Annotated in this window: 11 protein-coding genes; all 11 read right to left on the reverse strand. The window is 58.3% G+C overall.

The annotated features are described in order from the left end of the window. Positions 1-80 precede the first annotated feature (80 nt). The 11 genes from AC5JQH_RS08580 to tssH all read right to left on the reverse strand — a co-directional run bounded on the left by AC5JQH_RS08580 (position 81) and on the right by tssH (position 18,379). The gene (locus tag AC5JQH_RS08580; RefSeq protein ID WP_053113248.1) at positions 81-935 is read right to left on the reverse strand and encodes a DNA ligase; all 855 of its coding nucleotides are present in this window, start codon (positions 933-935) and stop codon (positions 81-83) included. A gap of 77 nt (positions 936-1,012) precedes the next feature. After that, complete coding sequence (locus AC5JQH_RS08585; RefSeq protein ID WP_227497864.1) at positions 1,013-1,462, reverse strand: DUF4124 domain-containing protein; 450 nt, start codon at positions 1,460-1,462, stop codon at positions 1,013-1,015. A gap of 20 nt (positions 1,463-1,482) precedes the next feature. Further along, entirely contained in the window at positions 1,483-2,358 is an 876-nt protein-coding gene (locus AC5JQH_RS08590) for a hypothetical protein (protein WP_008175742.1), read from the reverse strand. Next, a complete protein-coding gene (locus AC5JQH_RS08595; RefSeq protein WP_493805491.1) occupies positions 2,333-5,200 on the reverse strand; it encodes a toxin VasX in 2,868 nt (955 codons plus the stop codon). The genes AC5JQH_RS08590 and AC5JQH_RS08595 overlap by 26 nt, the downstream gene beginning before the upstream one ends. Beyond that, positions 5,193-6,059, reverse strand: coding sequence for a DUF4123 domain-containing protein (locus tag AC5JQH_RS08600; RefSeq protein ID WP_493805492.1), 867 nt, complete (start codon positions 6,057-6,059; stop codon positions 5,193-5,195). The genes AC5JQH_RS08595 and AC5JQH_RS08600 overlap by 8 nt, the downstream gene beginning before the upstream one ends. Then, a complete protein-coding gene (locus AC5JQH_RS08605; protein WP_493805493.1) occupies positions 6,059-8,137 on the reverse strand; it encodes a type VI secretion system Vgr family protein in 2,079 nt (692 codons plus the stop codon). Before AC5JQH_RS08605 ends, AC5JQH_RS08600 begins: the two co-directional genes overlap by 1 nt. A gap of 117 nt (positions 8,138-8,254) precedes the next feature. Continuing rightward, on the reverse strand, positions 8,255-11,848 hold the full coding sequence (tssM, locus tag AC5JQH_RS08610) for a type VI secretion system membrane subunit TssM (RefSeq protein WP_493805494.1): 3,594 nt from the start codon (positions 11,846-11,848) through the stop codon (positions 8,255-8,257). Between the two features lie 32 nt (positions 11,849-11,880). Continuing rightward, a complete protein-coding gene (gene tssA, locus AC5JQH_RS08615) occupies positions 11,881-13,317 on the reverse strand; it encodes a type VI secretion system protein TssA (RefSeq protein WP_288367158.1) in 1,437 nt (478 codons plus the stop codon). 34 nt (positions 13,318-13,351) lie between these two features. Next, complete coding sequence (gene vasI, locus AC5JQH_RS08620; protein ID WP_008175730.1) at positions 13,352-13,999, reverse strand: type VI secretion system-associated protein VasI; 648 nt, start codon at positions 13,997-13,999, stop codon at positions 13,352-13,354. Next, a complete protein-coding gene (locus tag AC5JQH_RS08625) occupies positions 13,996-15,567 on the reverse strand; it encodes a sigma-54-dependent Fis family transcriptional regulator (RefSeq protein ID WP_008175727.1) in 1,572 nt (523 codons plus the stop codon). Before AC5JQH_RS08625 ends, vasI begins: the two co-directional genes overlap by 4 nt. 178 nt (positions 15,568-15,745) lie before the next feature. Then, positions 15,746-18,379 (reverse strand): type VI secretion system ATPase TssH, encoded by a 2,634-nt coding sequence (tssH, locus tag AC5JQH_RS08630; protein WP_008175725.1) that lies wholly within the window; start codon positions 18,377-18,379, stop codon positions 15,746-15,748. Between the last annotated feature and the right edge of the window lie 6 nt (positions 18,380-18,385).

The raw sequence follows: 18,385 nt of genomic DNA on the forward strand, positions 1-18,385 counted from the left end.
ATTTGACTCATTCCAGTGTATGGCTAGCTGCGCTTGCCAGTCTTGACCCCCGTCAAGCGCCAGTGAGCCTGTGCGCTCAATTACCGCGCAGGTTCATCATTCCGGATACGGAGAAAGCTGGCAAAGCGAGGCAGCCCCGTGGCTGTGAGGCCATAGTGCTTGAATGTGATCGTGGTTCCGGGTCTCGGAGGAGACGCTCGCTCGGAATCGCTGAACCCCGTACCAATCCGGAATCGCCTGCCATCGTCCAACTCCACCAGCAGTGACCCCATCAGCCCCTCGTATTTGCCCTTTCCCGGCAGATGATGAACAACCACCGCTTCGGCATCCTGATACTGTTTTACTTTCAGTAGATCATCGGAGCGCCCACTTCGGTAATGACTGGACCCCAGCTTCAACATCAAACCCTCTGCGCCGCCGTCGACGATCTTATCCAAACGCTGCATCAGTTTCTCATGGGTGCTCGCCCGTTGCTGATCGACAAGCGCCATGTAGGGTGATTCAACCTCTTGGATTAATACACGCAGCCGGGCCAAACGTTGGTCGAAGGTTGCCTCCTTATCCGGAAGATCAAACACCATGAACCGAATCCGCCGCCAATCGTTGTCATCGGGCACCACCTGACGCACCGCCCCTGACAATTCCGCAAAACGGCCCCGCCCCATCCAGAGCTCACCGTCCAGGGGACGTGCCGGAAACCCTCTGGTGAACCAACCGGGTGCCCGATACTCATGACCGCCACGGGAAAGAAATCGCTCGCCAGTCCAGTATGCTCGCACCCCGTCGAGCTTTTCACTGACCCAGTAGCCGTCCAGCGGCATGCCCTTTTGATACACGTTGGCGAGTGTCAGCTCGGGCTGTTTCGCTACCGCCACGGGGGAAAACAGAAGGGAAATCAGCACCGGCAGCGCGGCGCTGAACAATCGAAACGGCATGGCAATTCCTTTGCTCTCAGTTGCTTTTTCCTACAGAGGTCAGACTTTCCTTTCCGCCCCTGGTCAGCATCCGCGTATTAGTCGTTTCCGCAGGTGCTCCTCACCTTTTCCCGGAAATCCTCACGAATACGGGTATTCTCGGCCTCATTGACATAAATCCGCTCGCCCTGATCGTTGATGTTGTAGAAGGTCGAAACGCTGGCAAGAAACTTGAGGCGCGCCCGAAGCTTTCTGCACAGCTCGGCTTGCTTCTCCGCCTTCTCCTCGGCTTTGGCATTGGCAGCCTGCCGCGTCTCACGCTCTTCCTGCTGCTGCTCCAGAAACTCGGTCATCTTCTGATGCCGCTCCCGGGCTCCCGCATCCACGCTGGCCGGGGCGGCCTTTACCGTAACTTCACTTGATGCTGCCTGAGCTGGTGGACGGTCCCCGAAATGGGTCTGACCGTTGGCATCGACCCATTTGTAGACGCCGGCGTTTGTGGAGAGGGGAATAAGGCAGAGGAGCATTAGAGCGATTTTTACAGACACCGCGAATTCCTTTTCAATGGCTAGTAGTAATTGGCTTTACCGAAAATGGCTTCAATTTCCTTCGGCCATTTGTATTTAAAGGGGGTAAAATTCCACCAAATAATACTCGGAACAAATAAAATGACCCCCAAACACTCAACAATTTTGATCCCAATTGATTTCTTTTTCAGATCCTCTTTATAGAAATCGTAATTAACCCAGGCAAGATTATCGAAGTCCTCTCTAGTGGTTCCTTCATCATAATACCTGACAATAAAATTCCATTTCTGGTAAATACGTTCTTCTTTAAAACCGGAAGATATTTTTTTCCGCTGCAGGGGCATCTTTGGGGGCTTTCCACAAAAGTAATGCTTTTCCCGCATAAAAAGGTGGGCGTAGTACTGTCGTTCCCATACAACCCCGGAGCCTAAATATTGCCAGTTGTAAGAAAAGGTCACTTCCAATTCGTCCCAAGGAATCCGGTAGAACGTCCCTCTATGCCCTACGTAGACAAATCCTTCCTTTCGGTCGATCCGGACGGGCAACGTGAGGGGAAGAAAAATTTCGAACACATAGACGGCCACCCAGACTGGCCCAAAAGCAATCAACATCGCAAACAGTGCTTTTGAATAAAAAAAGCTAATAACCCAACCCAATACCATAACAATAATCATGAAAATATTGATGATTGCTGGCAAGCCTGAGCGAAGAGACATTAAGGCAGTGCGAATGTCCACGAAACGTTCACCGATGCAGGCAAAACTGTGCTCCATCTTTTCCGACGAATCGGACACCCCCCTCACTTTTCGTGCCGGCGGACTAGCAAGCCGCGCTCCGTGGGTTCGGTACAGCTTCTTTTCCAGTTGTTGTTCCAGGTTCGTGTCCGGAAAATCACACTTCAAAGGCAAGTCTTTCATCGATACCCAGTTCCTCTACATCGTTGTTATCCAGAATGACTCTAAGCCCGTTTTCACCCGTTACGCTCCTGCCGTCTTTCTCATACTCGATCAGCATTTCGAGCTGTTCCCAATTATCGTGATTGTAGTGCGTGAACCGATACATTAAGCCCTGCGAAGTGGAGTCTATCCTCGCTGTTCTATTAAACAGATCTGTGATTTCCCTCGACTCGTTCTCCACTAACCAGTTTCTATTAGCCACGAAAAGCTTGATGGAGACAGCGCAGTTACCTTCAATGTAACCTGGAAAATGCACGATGAGACTGGTGAATTCTGATAGAACTCGCTGCTCACCCTGTTGGGTTACCGCCCAATGCTTGGGCATGTACTCAGTTATCTTTACCAGGGGGGAGAACAGCAAATAGTAGAATCCATCCAGTTCCGCTTCGAAATATCGCCTGACATCGACACCCTCACCCTGAGAAACAATGGTTCGGCTATCTTCCAGAAGCTCTGCGCTTGATGGCCTGGATTGCTCATCCCAGTACCGCAATGTAGGCGCGTTACCCCAGAATGACAGTGAAATGAAATCCTCGATCCTAGATCGGGCTATATATAGCTGTACCATACTGATGACGAAAGAGATCGCGACCAGTACTGAACCCACCACAAGCACAACGGGTAAACCCGCCCCGGTAACGGCGCCCGCTACTGCCAAAGACGCCAGGTAAGTGATGCCGATACTCAGCCCAATCTGGACCCCGGATAGCGACGCCATTGCGTAATGGCCTGTGTTCAGAGCCTTGTGGCTCGTCCAGCCTTCCAGACCTATTGACAGTATGACACCGACGTAAGGAAGGGGCTTTAGGCTGATTCTCGCAAGACTCACCGTAATATCTGCGACCTTGCTAACAAACCTTAGCCCATCAAAAGCCACCGAAACCCTGGCACCAGCCGCAGAGAGACTTGCCCCCAAGGCTCTGGCATATTCCTCCTTGACTAATACTCCACTGAGATTAACAACGCCCTCGCCGACGCTCCATAGGCCGGACAAAACAGCCCCCCACCGGTCAATAGCTGTCCTATCGCCAATCATCACGTCCTTCCGAGTCTTATCCAACCCAGAAAACAGGTTTGCCAGATTAATCGCGTGGAAGAAAGTCACGGCGCCGATGAACTTGCCCCTATTCTGCTTGATGCTTTCAACTACCGGGTCCAGACGGGTATGAAGCCAGCCAAAGGGGTTGTCCTTGAAGTCCGGGGTCAGGTGGAATACGTCGATCAGTGCCCTGTTCAGGTAGGCCCTGATACGTGCATCCGCCATTCCGGCGGCCAGGGGTGTCATTGCAAGTTCTGAGAGATTATGGCCGGCCCCTTCCAATGATTTACGGTGGACCTCGTGGAGCAAGTCGGCCGCGGTATTCAATGTTATTCCGTGTCGGTGGACATCAATGCCATAACGTCGCTGGACGGCCCTGGTCCACTTTCTCCACTGCGGCCACGTTTGAGGGTCTTTCGCCCAGGTGCCCATCTTGGCAGCGGGAGCGGCAAATTCCAGCATCAGAGTATCGGTGGCGGTGCTCACCTGCACATAGGCAGGCATATCGAAGATACTATCCACGATCTTTAGGCTGCCATAGTCAAAGCCGGGCAGGCCTTTCAGTTTTTCGGTCATGCCGTTGGTAGCAGATGCGAGGAACAGGACGGTTTTTAACATGTTCCCAACCGTACCCGCGTCGCCCTCATCAGCAGCTAACCAATTTTCAGAGTCTTCCTTACCTTTCTCCGAACTGACGTAGCCATCCAATATATCTGCCAGTTCCTGCTCAACCGCCTTGAACCCTTCGGCGCAGTAACAGTCGTTGAGCTCCAGCTTCCTGGCCAGTTGGTCAGAATCAATCCATCGCTTCCAATCATCGAATACCAATGTTCGAGCGTGGTCATACTTTTCAAGCTGCTTGTGGTAGCTTTCGACGAATGCGTCTTTTTCCTCTGAACGAACTCGTTCTTTAAGTTCCTCAGCAGTTTCCTGCTGGTCCTCAGGCGATTCCTTTTTGCCAGCCTCACGGGCAATGAGCGCATCTACCATCTGGGCGGTTGTATAGGCGTATGCGTTCTCCTCGGCATAGTTCGTAATCAGATTCACATAAAGAGCATGCAATTGACTCAAATCAGATGTGATACCGATTTCGTCTTCAAGAGCAACGCAGTAAGAAAATTCAGTTTCTTTTTTGCATTGGCCCTGCAAATCCGATTCACCGATTCCATGCATTAAGGTGGTCAGACTCCATTCAAAATCCAACGGTTCTGATCGAAAATCTTCAACCACCTCGCTTATCGCTTCAGTTTCACTGATATTAACGGCCTCACCTCTTCCAGGTAGGCTTCGCAAGTCGAACGGCTGCATGTGCTCTTCGCGAATTTCCGCATCCGTGCGTACAAGTTCCTGCAAACGGGAAGTCCATCGATGCTGCACAAACTTAAGAAAAACTTTTCCTTCCGCAGGGTGATGTAAGGCGGGCAAAGCGCTTTCTGCGTCCACAGCGGAAAAAAGAACCGAGTTGAACCCCGGCTGCACTTCTGTCAACTCGCCTTGTTCGTCAACACGATACTCATGCAGCGTTCCGAATACTTCGGAGAACATATACACCCAACCGGGCGTTAGTTTTCGTACACAGTAATGCGTGGTTTCAAGCGCAACGGTGGGCGGTCGGAAGTGAGGGGGCAGCGCTACTTCTTCCTGACTGATCGCCCAACGTACCGGATACAACGCAACGGTTTTGAACTGGAGCGGGCACATCTGTGCCGCTGAGTCTATGTCATCAGCACCCTGTATAAACGCTGAGCTGTTAGCGCTACCCATGAACCAGTCCCTCCGTTGACTTTTTCTCGGCGAATTCTGCAATTCGCGCTATGGCTTTGCCTGGCGCTGCGGAATTCTCTTTCCACAGAAGCTGTACTTCACTGTCGTCGAATGCCTGGTGTCCAAGCCAGCCAATCGTATTGATAAACAGCGCAATATCTCGGGTACTACAGAGTCCCCGCGCTTTCGCCGCATCGACTAAAGCAGAGACCATCCCCCAATCCTTCCCATCTGTATCCGTTTTGTGAAGCAAATGGGGAAAGTAGTTTGCAACGTGAAGTTCGAGTTTCCTGAGGGCCGTCCGTTCCGCCGCTCTTTCCATGGCAACCTGGTGTTCCTCACGAATGCTTAACCTCTCAGCCTGCCGCTCACTACTGGGCTGATCATTATGAAAATACTCCCACTCACCAGTGCGGCGATCCTGAATGGCAAACAGACTACAAGGCCCCATCAATCGCCTCACATTTTCACCTGACGAATCCAGCTTCAACAGGTGCCGCGCGATTTCAGGATCATAAAACCGGAAAACAACCTCATCTCCCGTGACCAACCTCGCCATAAGCAATTCACGCAAGTGTTGCATGACCTCTTCGAAGTGGCAGTCAGCCCGCAATACGATGGCAACACCCTGATGTTTCCAATCATTGAAGCATTTAAGTGTCAGCGAGCTATCTATTCCCGTTTCAACCAGCCACGGTGAAACTTCCAATAGGTCGGCAAGCTCCGTTTGCCTGTAGAGCGCATCACAATGAGGTGTTTCGATCTCACGATAAATAACTTGGGGCAGATTATTTACTTTGGCGCCATCAATAAGAATGAACGTCTTCCCCTCACCGGGAAGTCCAGCCAGATGCCCCATCAGATCGCACCTTGTGATTCTGGTGAGCAGACCTGGCAAATTCCCTTACCCTGATTCGCGGCATTCTTGATGGCGCGCATCTGGTCGGACTTGGCCATCGGTCTTTGCTGTGTCTCCGGCAGGGCCACCGGCGCAACAGCCCCCCCATTCTTCTCCACCAACCCCGGCATCTCCGGCACCTGAACCTTCTGCCCACTCCCCTTACCCGGCGAACCTCCGGCATTCAGCTTGATGGCAGCGCCACCCATAGCCACACCGCTGGGGTCGATCTTCACGAAACTGCCACCGGCCTTGAGGGTGATTTCCGCACCGGCTTCAATAACGGTTTTCTGGCCGGCCTTGATGTGCAGTTCGGTGCCACAGTCGGTTAGCCAAGCCGTGCCGGCTTTCAGGTGCAACGTACCAGTGACGTTGAAACTACGGTCTTTGCCGGTTTTCTCCCGTTTTTCACCGTTCACCGTGGCGTGGTCACTGCCTTTGATGTGGGCCTTGCGGTCGTTGCCCACGGTCAGGTGGCGATCGTTCCTGATGACTTCAGTGCGGTTGTTCTCCGTGATCAGGGCCAGTTCTTTCTGGGCGTGAACGTAGATCTGTTCTTCGCCGGCTTCGTCTTCAAACCGAAGCTCGTTACTGCCCTCGCCCTTGTGGGTTTTGGTTTTCAGGGTGGTGCGGGTTTTGTGTTCCGGCAGCGAATACGGCGGTGTGTTGGTGGCGTGCCAAGTCCGGCCGGTGATGATCGGCTGGTCCGGATCGCCGTCCAGGAAGGAAACGATCACTTCATGGCCGATCCTCGGCAGTGCGGTGAAACCATACTGGCCGCCGGCCCAACCCTGGCTGACCCGGAGCCAGGCACTGCTGTGTTGATCATTTAACGCATAGCGATCCCAGGGAAAGCGCACTTTCACCCGGCCGTATTGGTCGCAATGAATTTCTTCGCCTTCCGGGCCGGTCACCATGGCCATCTGGGGTCCGTCCATCAATGGTTTGTGCTCACACACGGGCCGCCAGCTGCGGTCTGCGGGGATGGCGGTAAAGTGGTTGCCGTAGCGTGTCGGTTCGCTGCCACCCTCTTCTTCCAGGGCCTGGGGTTGTGAGCCAGTATGGGTGATCGCTGTGAGAAGCCAGTCGCGGTTCACAGCCTCGTTGTCGTGGTCGGTCAGCGGCACCCTGGCACCAGGTGCAAAGTCCGGACGATTGCTTTCACCAAAGGTGGTGCTGGCATCGCTGCGTAGGGCAGCAAGCCTGGCTTCAGTGAACGGCCGACCACTGGCATCCTGTTTGAATCGGCCGGGGTAGTCGTAGTGCTGGTAATCCTCCCGGTGGACGAGCTGATCGCCAGACTGCTCATGCATCAGGGCGTAGGCCGGGTTTTTGAAGGTGTAATCCTTCATGGCGACCGAAGCAGGGCGCACCCGCTCTCGGTACGCGAACCGGAACACACAGGGCGTTCGGGTGCTGCCCCCTGCTTTGCCGTTGTAGGGGACGGCTTCGAGCCGTGGCGAATCGCGATGATGATCGGCAAAAACCAGGGCCGGTGGCTCCTGACCATCGGGGCTGCCGTGCTGGTAGCGGTAGTGCCAGCCTTCTTCGGCAGCCAGACGTTCAACAAAGGCCAGATCACTTTCACGATGCTGTACGCAGTATTCCCGCTCCTCTGGGCGGCGTTCAAGGTCGAAGACGGTATCGACAACCCCCCGCTCCTCCAGCAGGGTACGCACAATCTCATCCGTGCCCCGGTTCTGGAAAATGCGGCTGTTGTGCATCAGCGCCAGGCGCCAGAGCGGCGGACGGAAAACCAGTTCGTAGCGGGTACGCCGATGGCCGGAATCGCCTCGAGCGAATTCGCTGACCACGCCGGTAAAGCGACGCAGCGGTGCCCGGTCCTGCCAGATCACGAGATCCACTGGTTGCTCCAGCACCTTCGAGGCGACAACAGACGGATCGGTACTGGCCAGGTCAAGGCGTCCCTGGAACAGCTCGGACAGCCGTTCTGTCAGCGCAAAGCCAACAACGGAAAAGTGGTCAGAGGAGTATTCGCCAATGGTGGCGGTGAATTGCAGTCCGCTTGCCTGGGGCATGTCTTCGGTCCCTGAAGAAAAAAGAAAATCCGGGCTTTCGCACCATCCTGTGCGAAGGCTCAACCCTGATGAAAGCGTCCTGCTCTCATCAGGGCGGCCCTTGTATGCTGAAAGAGTTTAATACAAGCTGCGGGGTATGCGGTACCCCGCAAGTAGTTGCTCTGTGAACGGGTTGGTATTGCTGGCCGCGTGGAGGCGATAACGCATCTCCCCGTCGTCAACCCGGAACCGGACATCGACCGCGCTGCTGCTCACGCCGGTAATGTCGGCTTTATCGACCAGTCGGAACAGAGCCCATGGGCCGCTTTCCGAGAGGCTGCGGGGTGAACGGTTCACCTGAACCGGCACCAGGGTAATACGGCTCTCAACAGAGTCCCGCAGGGTATTAGGCCAGACCAGCGGAATGCTCTGGCGCGGGCCATGGCTGAACTCCACCAGTTGGCCGTCGACATTGACCACGCTGCGGCGCTTGTTGGCTGAGAGATTGAGCGGTTCCAGCGCGAACTCCACATCCAGCGAACCACCCCGGGTAAAGTAGGCCCTGCGGATTCGATCGGCATTTTCCAATGACGTCAGTACCGCACCGCGCACCAGGCCGGCACGTCGGGCATCGCCCACCTGTTCCGGGTGATCCTCGAGGAACAGTTTCAGGTTGTCCTGATAGAAGGCGTCCAATACGCCGCCCGGGGCAAAGAACCGTTCAAAGTCCTGCAGTGCAACATCCCGCCCGGAGTCCGGATTAAAGGGATAGTGGCGGGCCAGATTCTGCTGGAAGGGCTGATACACCTCGCGGTACCACTCATGCTCGAGCTGCGCCACCGCCTGGTCCAGAACCACCCGCCAGCTTTCCGTGGCCAACCGGGTCAGCAGCCGGTTCAGGGGCTCCGGCTGGTTGTCGGCCATGCGCTGCAGGGTGAAGATCGGGTCGGCTCCCTGCAGGCCCATGCGGGCCCGGGCAGCGGCCAGCGCAGCCTTGCCCTTGTCTGGCGCTTCCTGGATGTTGCGCATGTACTCGTGAAGTTCCGCGACCACCAGCATGATCTGTTCAAGCCCGGTTGGCTGATCGCCATTTTTTCGGGTCAACTGGTTGAGCTCCGCAAACTGCCGTTCAATATCCTGCAGCATGCGGAAATGGGGCGACTGCTCCAGAAGCTCCCGGGCCGCAGCACTCTCCCCTTCTGCCGAAGGTACAAGACGCGTGTTATGGCGAACCTGCCCGAGCAGGCTTGCCAGGGGCTCGTGGCCGCTGGTCAGGCTCTCCAGAATACGTACGCCGTGGTTCAGGTCCTCAAATCGCTGAATATCAATGCGGCTCAAGGCAGTACGCCAGGCCTCGGCGTAGTGCTCGGCATAGAGGGTCTGCAAACTGGCCAGCAGCCTGGCTTCATCCGCCTTGCTAAAATCGACGTTGTCCCGGCGGCCCAGCACCCAGGCGTCCACCAGAGCCAGCTCCGTTACCGAGCCGGACTTGCGCAGGAACCATTTTTCCAGTCCCTCCCGGGTCAGCAACGCGGGGATGGTCAATGGGTCTTCTTCCACCGCTGCTCCCGAGTCCGACGGCTCGCCATAGCCATCCAGCCGGGTGAACACCGTGCTGAATGCCGGCCCGGATGCCCGGGCCAGTTCCAACGGTGCCCGGAATTCCTGTTCTGCTTCAATTTCCAGATCCCGATAGACCCGGTCTGGCGTGGCAATCCGACCAAGCTCATGTTGTGCCCACTCGACACTGCTACGAAACGGCGCCAGGGTCATATCGGCAACCGCATCGCCCTGGCGAGTGAGCTGTGCCAGATCGGTATGCGCCATGGCATAGTCCAGATGACCCAGTAGCCGCTGCTGCAGTTCACTCTGGCCGGGGAACGCCTCCTGCCAGTGGTTCTGCATGTAGCGGGTAACAATATCGTCCCGACGACCACTGGCGTCATACAGCATGCGCAACACCCGCAGATGCTCCAGGCGCTCAGTGCTATTGTCCGGCGCCTGACCCATCTCGGCCATCACACCGAACATCAGGGCTGGCAAATATTGGTATGCCAGCATATCCAGGTAGGATTTCTCCACTTCAGGGCCCACCTCATGGCCACGGTATAGGCCCATATCACTGAGCAACGGCCAGTTCCGGCGGTGGTCGCCAAAGGCCAGGGTCGCCTCACGAAGTTCATCCAGCGGGCCGAGCAGGTTTCGGCCGGTATTGTCCGGCTCAAAACCCACCGGCTGCCAGTTATCGATGAATCCCCGCACACGGGTTTCCACGGCGGTCGCGGCCTCTGCATTCTTGATAAAGAAATGCTGCCAGCCGGCTGTCATACCCGCTCCGGCACAAACAGCCACCACGGCGGCCACGGCCAGCCGGCGTTGCCGGGACTGAATCACCCGTCGGTTGTCACCGGCCAGGCCAGCCTCCGGATAGATGATCTCGGGGAACAGTGCCCGGGTAAACAGGTTGGCGGACTGCCCTGCCCGTTGAGCAGGCTGAATGGGCCCTGCAATCTGGTAGTTGGCAGCAGCCGCTGAGACAAAGGCATCCTCCGGGACACCCTCCTGCAACACCGAGGTGAAGTAGGTGCCGCGGACCATCGCCGGTGTCGAGAACACATCCGCAGACAGCAGGTCGGTCAGGAATTGCTCCAGAACGGGCTTAAGGCCGGCAAGCTGGCGGGTAAAGGAGTAGGCCGCTGCCCGCTCCTCGGCATTCCGGGTATTGGCCAGAACATCCGGCAAGCGATCGGTAAGCCGCTCAACCATGGCGGTGTATCGGTCAGCGAACTGGTTCAGCCAATCGTCGTTATCCATCTGGCCTTCGAGGCTGAAGGTAAAGCCCAGGGCCTGCTCCTTGTCCTGCTTGCTCAGGGTCCGCACCAGCGGGCCAAATCCGTAAAGCAGGTCCATCTTGGTGAAGGTGACATAAACGGGCAGGCGGGAGCCGATCTGCTCCATCAGTTCCCGCAGGCGCGTGCGCAACAGGATGGCCCGGTCCCGCCTCTGGCCGGAGTCTGCCACGCTGAGACTGGCCAGATCTATGGCCAGCACCACCCCGTTCAGAGGGCGTTGAGGACGATTTCGCTCCAGCCAGGCGATGAAATGATGCCAAAGACGCTGCTGGATCTCCGCGCCGGCGCCCTCCCCCTGACTCTGGCTCAGCAGTTCACCATCCGGATCGATCAGCACGCCTTTATCGCCGATCCACCAGTCAAAACCGAAGGCATTGCGATCCATTCGATTGTTGCGGGTTACGTTGGTGAGCGTGTAGGTCTGCCCGGAGCGTTGAATCAGGCTGGTCTTGCCAGCATCCTCAAGGCCCATCGCCAGATACCAGGGCAGCCGGTAAATGCCTTTGCGGCCGGGGAGGTTGCTTTTCAGGGCCGCCAGCTGGCGATCCAGCAGGCGCTGTTGCTTGCGCTCCATGGGCAGAATCGGATCTTCCTGTTCCTTCTGCGCTTCCGCCTGCCTGACGTTCACCTTGCGCAGGCGGCGCGCCAGCATCATGCCCCACACCATGGCCACGACCAGCACAACGCCCAGGGTTACCACGGCCCGCATCTGCCAGGCCGCCAATGGAAACTCACCATTGAGCTCCCAGCGTGGCCCCAGCCACCAGGTGGCCACCACCAAGGCAATAATGCCCAGTACCAGGGTGACCGGGGCTGCGTTTTTGAGGTATGGCAGAAGCCAGCGACCGATGAGTAAAGCTTTTCTCCACATGGTGTCCATTCCTGCTGTGATTCCTTGGTGTGTTCCGGGTATCAGCCCAGCTTTTCAAGCTGCCTGATCAGGGCTGGCTCCCAGTTCTCGAGAGCCAGCCCGCGCACCTGCATTTGCAGATCCTGAATCTGCTGCGTGGCCAGTGATTTCAGGCCGGAGTCCTTCATTAATCGGGCGCTGGCAAGGCGCCAGTAAAAGCGGTCTCTTGGTTCTCTCGCTTCCGCCAGCCCGTCCTCCAGAAGTTGCATCCCGGCAGCCAGCCCCTTTTGCCCGGCCAGCTCCCGGGCTTTGTCATAAGCCTGCTCCCAGGCGTTGGCGCTGCCGGCGGAACCACCGGTCGCCGGCGCGGACCAGAGCCACTCTTCCGCCTCCCGGGAGAGGAACGGGGTGCCATCGTTGAAGGTGAGCTCCGGCAACTGGGCAAGGCGCTCAACAAACTCCTTTGCGGACACACGGATGGCCTCAGCGCAGGCGTGGTGGCCCAGGGCCGCCGCTACCCGGGCACTTAACCAATGGCCGTCCAGCCAGAACGGACTGACCGACAGGCTCTGCTCGATTTTCTGCCACAACGCCAGGTCGGCGGATTTTTCCAGGGCTTCGCGATAGTCAGCCACCCGATCGGCACTGACGGCGGCAAGATCGGTGCGCTTTCCGTCCCGTGTCGGCGGTACCGTGGTGATGTTCTGCCAGATAGCGTAACGGCGAACCTGGTACCCCAGAGGCTGGTCCGGCCCGGTTTCGGTGAGCATGTCCGCGACTTTCAGAAGACTCTGCCGGGTTGCTCGTTCGTCGCCCGGGTCCAGGGTGAGTGCCCCCAGGGAAGGCTTCGACGGTGCAGGTTTCTGCTCTGGCGTTTCAGTTCGCGAATCCTGGCTGACCTGCCCTGCCTGCGGACGGGTTTCGGGGGCTGCCGCGGCGTCGTTAACCCTGGGCAGCTTTTCAACCGCCCGTTTAAGATCCTGCAGCGACTCCTCGGGCAATTCCCGGCCAGCGGCCTGGTCCATCAATCTCGCCAGAAGTTCAAGGCAGAACGCCCGACCGTCGCCAACACTGCCATCAAACGCCAGGGCGTCGACGCCCTTGCCGGCGCGCTGGAGCATCTGGGTGAACATCATCTTGCGTGCCCGCTTGCCCGTCTCTCCAGGGTAGGGCCAGGCCTGCTCCCACCATTCGTCCAGCACCCGGTGCAGCAGGTACAGGGATAGGGCGAACCGTTCACCATCACCACCGCGTTGCAGGGCGACCAGAAGAAAACCGAGCACTTTCAGATCCTTGCTGCGGTCCGAGAGAATCGTCAGGGCATCGCTTTCAACCTTGCTCCAGTCGATGTCGGTATGGGCCAGAGAGCCCACCTTCATAATCTCGTTTTCCAGAGACTCGAGCGTTGCATCGTCTCCGAGTGCCTCGCCGACACCGGAATCGCCGGGCAATGGTGAGACAACCTGTTCAACGTAGGGATGTTGCTCAATGATCTGCATGTTGCTGTCCTGAATCGCTGTGTTCAGCCGGCATTTACCAGCCACAGGTCTCGCGTAGCGGTTCGATGGCCCGGCGGTATCCCGAGAGATCAAACAGCAGGCCATCAATGCGACCGTTGGGCGAGTCAATGCGCGCCTCTGTGCCGTCGATCATGGCTTTCACGGTACGAATGGCTGGCAGTCCCCGGCCGCCGCTGAGCACGAAACCGTTGTCCCGCACCCGCCAGACGGTCTGTCCCCGGCCAAACCCCAGCCGAATCCGCTGCTCGTCCATTGCCTCGGGCAGCATCAGCGTGAGTTCCGTGATGTTGTTGTAGCACTGAAGGGCCAGCAGAGGTCTGGGAGGTTGAACGCCCAGAGCCGGAACCGTCACCAGGTGGCCAGCTGCTCGCCCGGTATTCCGGTAAAGCACACCGGCACCGGCATTTTCTGCATCAAGGCTGGCGTAGGCCTGTCGCCATCGCTCGGATCGCCGGGTATCCGGGGCCGCAAGTTCCTCGCCGGATGCCGCCAGGGGAGTACCAAAAACCTCGTCAAAGCAGGCCAGCCGTTCAAGTCGCTGGGGCTCACTGGTACAGAGTCGGGCATCTTCAAGCTGGTCAGCGCTGGCATTGGAGACCAGCGAAAGCAGCGCCAATGCCGCTGCAATACCACCGGTTAATCGCACTCTTCGGGGAATCATGACTCTGTCACCCGGTACTTGAGACACTTGTGGGCCAGGGTCCGCTTTGGCAGGCCGAGGCTTTCTGCCGCCTGGGCCCGGTTGCCACCATACTGGCGCAGACGCTCGCGAATAATTGCCGCTTCAAAGGCCTGTGCCGCGACTTTAAGATCCCGGACCTCTTCCACAGCAGGTAGATCAACGGGATTTCTGTCTCTGGCATCCGAGGGTGCGCGGGTCCAGCCATCGGGCTCTTCAAACAGGTCATTAATCCTCAGAACTTCCGGCTGGATATCATCCCCGCCCGGGGTCTGCAGGCAGGCCAGTTCAATGATGTTGCGCAGCTCACGGACATTGCCCGGGAAGTCGTATCCAGCCAGCAGGTGCAGAGCGTGGCTGGAAATGCCCATGGGCCCGCTACCCTCACGCTCGGTATACAGGCGGATAAAGTGACGGCTCAGGGCTTCGAGGTCCTCGGGGCGCTCCCGCAAGGGCGTCACCCGCAGCGGAAACTGGCTCAGGCGATAAAACAGGTCCCGCCGGAAGCTGCCGTCTTCGATACCTGCCTGCAGCGGCTGGTGGGTGGCCGCTACCAGGCGAAAATCGGAGTGCTGTTCCTCACGGGCGCCCAGTGGGCGGAACTGACGGCTCTCCAACACCCGGAGCAGCTTCGACTGCAGGGCCAAGGGCATGTCGCCGATTTCATCCAGGAACAGGGTGCCGCCGTTGGCCTGTGCCAGAAGCCCCTGCTTGTCCCGGTCGGCGCCTGAGAACGCTCCCCTGGTATGCCCGAAAAGTTCGCTTTCCAGGAGGGTATCGGGAATCGCGGCGCAGTTGACCACCACCATCGGGCCGTCGGCCCGGTCGGACAGTTCATGGATACCGCGGGCGACCACATCCTTGCCACAGCCGGTTTCACCCTGCACCAAAACGGACAGTTGGCTGCCGGCGGCCCGGACGATCTGGGCCCGGAGGCTGGTCATGACCTGGGAGTTGCCGACCAGGGTTCGGGCCAGTTGTTCGCACCGGGTGCGAACGGTTTCGGCGTCGTGCAGATGATCCAGTGAGCGCTTGAGCAGGCGACGCTGCCAGACCTGATCACGGCTCTGAAGCTGGGTAATCCATTGATGAACCAGCAGTTGCCGTAGGCCACAATACAGAGGCTGGCCGGTAATGCCGTCCCAGTCGGGTTCGTCCCGACACAGTACGAGCACCCCCAGGGTTCGGCCGTCATTACCGGTGAGGGGCTCAAGCCACAGGGAACGCGGCCGGTCGCTGGCCTCAAACAGGGCCTGGAAGCCGACGTGGTCCAGGCGGTAGCTGGCGGCACGGGTAAGTTCCCGGGCTTTGCCGGTTTGCAGCACGTGGGCAAAGGGGTGGCTGAAGTCACCGCAGTCGAATTCGCCGTGTTCGGCGAGGTCGCTGCAGTGCAGGGTCCGGCCACTGAGGTCGAGTTCGAGTGCCCAGCAGCGGGTCAGGCCGAAGGCGTTTTCCAGCTGTCTTGTGGCGGTTTTCAGCAGATCCGGCAGGTTGTCTTGCTGGATCAGGGCCACCGCCAGGTCGATTCCGGTGTGCAGTTCCATCTGCATCCGTCCCATGGTTCTCTTCCCTAAGATTTTTATGCTTTTGTGTTCGCCAACCGCACACCGTGCGGATTTGCTTTCCAAAACACGCCGTGAATACGTCCCTGTAGGCTCCGCTCCGCCATCCATGGCTCCGCAGGGTTTTGGAAAGCAAATCCCCACGCCGCGCTACTTTGGAGTGTCCCTAAACCACCATTCCCGTAAATCTGGCATCTTCAACACCCAACATGACCTTCGTAACCGACTCCCTCGCCGCCAGTTTCTCCAGCAACGCCAATGAAACCGGCGGCAAAAGCTCACCCTCTATGATCGACTCAAGCATCCTTGCGCCGTTTTCGCTTCTTGTCGCACGGCTACGGATGGCATCGATCAGGCCGTCCTGAAGTTCCACTTCGGTGTGATAACGGGCCTTGATCTGGTCCGCCAGGCGCTGGAGTTTGTCGCCAACGATGCGGTTGAGGGTTTCCTCGCCCAGAGGCAGGTAGGGCACCACTTCCATTCTTGCCAGCAAGGCCGGTTTGAAGAAGCTGGCCAGTTCCGGGTAGAGGGCTTCGTCCAGGCTGGCCGGGGACTCGGCGTGGTTGACGATGGTCTGGTAGCCGAGGTTGGAGGTGAGGAAGAAGACGACATTTTTGCAGTCGATGAGTCGGCCTTCGCCGTCAGCCAGTTCGCCTTTGTCGAACGCCTGGTAGAACAGGTTGAGGACTTCCGGATGGGCTTTTTCGACTTCGTCGAGCAAAACCACGGAGTAAGGTTTCTGACGGATGGCTTCGGTGAGGATGCCGCCTTCGCCGAAGCCAACGTACCCCGGAGGTGAACCGATCAGGCGCGAGACGGTGTGTTTTTCCTGGTATTCGGACATGTTGATGGTGGTGAGGAACTGGCGGCCGCCGTAGAGCAGTTCGGCGAGCTGTACCACGGTTTCGGTTTTGCCGACGCCGCTGGGCCCCACCAGCAGGAAGGCGCCCATGGGGCGGCCAGGCCGGCGCAGGTCGGCGCGGGCGGTGAGCAGGTGTTGGTGCAGGCAGTCGATGGCGGTGTCCTGGCCTTTGATGTGCTCCTGCAGATACGCCGGCAAGTGGGTGATTTTTTCCAGTTCGTCGGTGGTCATGCGATTGACCGGAATGCCGGTCCAGTCGGCGATGACTTCGGCCACCTGCCTGGCATCAACGCGGGCGTGTACCAGCGGCTCGTCGGCATGGAGTTCAGTCAGTTCCTGCTCGATGGCGGCGGCTTCGCTTTTCAGGTCCGGGCGTTCTTCTGTATCCCCATCGGTCAATTCAGAGGTATCCGCTTCGGCCTGGGATTCGCCGGTGAGCAACTGTTCACGAATCTCCACCAGTCGTGCCACCAGCTCGCGCTGGTCGTTCCAGCGTTGTTCCAGGGCTGCGGATTCAGCAGTGATCCCGGCAATGCGCTGTTCAAGTTCCCTTTCCCGGTCGGCATCCACGGTCTGGCCCAGGGTGTGTTCCCGGCTCAGCAGGTTCTGTTCCATGGCCAGCTGATGCAGCTCGCTGCGGACGTGGCTCAGGCGTCTGGGCGGCATGCTCAGATTCAGGCTGACCCGTGCGCAGGCGGTGTCCAGTACGTCGATGGCTTTGTCCGGTAGCTGACGGCCGGCAAGGTAACGGGCAGACATCTCGGCAGCGGCTTTCAGGGCGCTGTCGGCGATCAGGACCTGATGGGCTTTTTCATAGACGGTGCGCAGGCCACGGAGGATGTGGACGGCTTCTCCGGGTGTGGGTTCATCCAATGCCACGGGCTGGAAACGGCGGCTCAGGGCCGGGTCTTTTTCGAAGTATTTCTTGTACTCGCGCCAGGTGGTCGCGGCGATGGTGCGCAGCTCGCCCCGGGCCAGGGCCGGTTTGAGCAGGTTGGCCGCATCGGAGCCGCCTTCGCTGTTGCCGGCGCCAATCAGGGTATGGGCTTCGTCAATGAACAGGATGATGGGGGTAGCGGAGCCTTTGACCGCTTCAATCACGCCTTTGAGGCGTTTCTCGAACTCGCCCTTCACCGAGGCGCCGGCCTGCAGGGCGCCCATGTCCAGGGTCCAGAGCTCAACGTTTCTCAAGCGGTCAGGCACATCGCCGTTGACGATGCGCAGAGCCAGGCCCTCCACCACGGCGCTTTTGCCCACACCGGCATCGCCCACCACAATAGGGTTGTTCTTGCGGCGGCGGCAGAGGATGTCGATCATCTGGTCGATCTCGGCGTCACGGCACACCACCGGATCCAGTTTTTCTTCCCGGGCCAGTCCGGTGAAGTCGGTAGCGTAGCGTTTGAGCGGGTCCAGATCCGCGCTTGCCACCGGTTGCCCGGGTTCCTGCTCGCTCGGTTCCAGCCGCTCCGCGGAGCCCTCGGTGAACCGGTCAAATTGCTTGCGCAGCTGCTCACGGTTGATGTCCGCCAGTGCCTGTGCCACCCGGGGCATAAGGTATCGGTCGGCATTCATCAGCAGGGCCAGGAAAACCGCGCCCGAGCGCAGTTCGGTGTGCCCCAGTTCGGTGGAAGCCAGCAGCCAGGCATCCTGCATCAGTTCCACCAACAGCGGCGAGAACGATGGATAGGGCTCAGCGCTTTGCACCTCTCCGTTCAGGCTGTCGCCCACCAGCGGTTGCAGTTGCTGATGATCAATGCCGGTGTGCTCCAGAATCTGGCGCACGTCGGAAAACGGTGTTTCCAGCAGCTTGAACAGCAAATGGGCCGGAGTGATTTCCGCGCCCTGGCGGCTGATGCACAGGGCGGCGGAGGCTTCCAGCGCCTGGCGTGACATGTCGTTGAGGCGCCCGATCAGCGCCGGCAGTTCTACCCGAATCACGTTGAT

The sequence above is a fragment of the Marinobacter sp. H13 genome (assembly GCF_059072335.1).

Coding starts and splice junctions, on each gene's coding strand:
- AC5JQH_RS08580 (WP_053113248.1), bottom strand. CDS start 935: ATGCCGTTTCGATTGTTCAGCGCCGCGCTGCCGGTGCTGATTTCCCTT.
- AC5JQH_RS08590 (WP_008175742.1), bottom strand. CDS start 2,358: ATGAAAGACTTGCCTTTGAAGTGTGATTTTCCGGACACGAACCTGGAA.
- AC5JQH_RS08595 (WP_493805491.1), bottom strand. CDS start 5,200: ATGGGTAGCGCTAACAGCTCAGCGTTTATACAGGGTGCTGATGACATA.
- AC5JQH_RS08600 (WP_493805492.1), bottom strand. CDS start 6,059: ATGGGGCATCTGGCTGGACTTCCCGGTGAGGGGAAGACGTTCATTCTT.
- AC5JQH_RS08605 (WP_493805493.1), bottom strand. CDS start 8,137: ATGCCCCAGGCAAGCGGACTGCAATTCACCGCCACCATTGGCGAATAC.
- tssM (WP_493805494.1), bottom strand. CDS start 11,848: ATGGACACCATGTGGAGAAAAGCTTTACTCATCGGTCGCTGGCTTCTG.
- tssA (WP_288367158.1), bottom strand. CDS start 13,317: ATGCAGATCATTGAGCAACATCCCTACGTTGAACAGGTTGTCTCACCA.
- vasI (WP_008175730.1), bottom strand. CDS start 13,999: ATGATTCCCCGAAGAGTGCGATTAACCGGTGGTATTGCAGCGGCATTG.
- AC5JQH_RS08625 (WP_008175727.1), bottom strand. CDS start 15,567: ATGCAGATGGAACTGCACACCGGAATCGACCTGGCGGTGGCCCTGATC.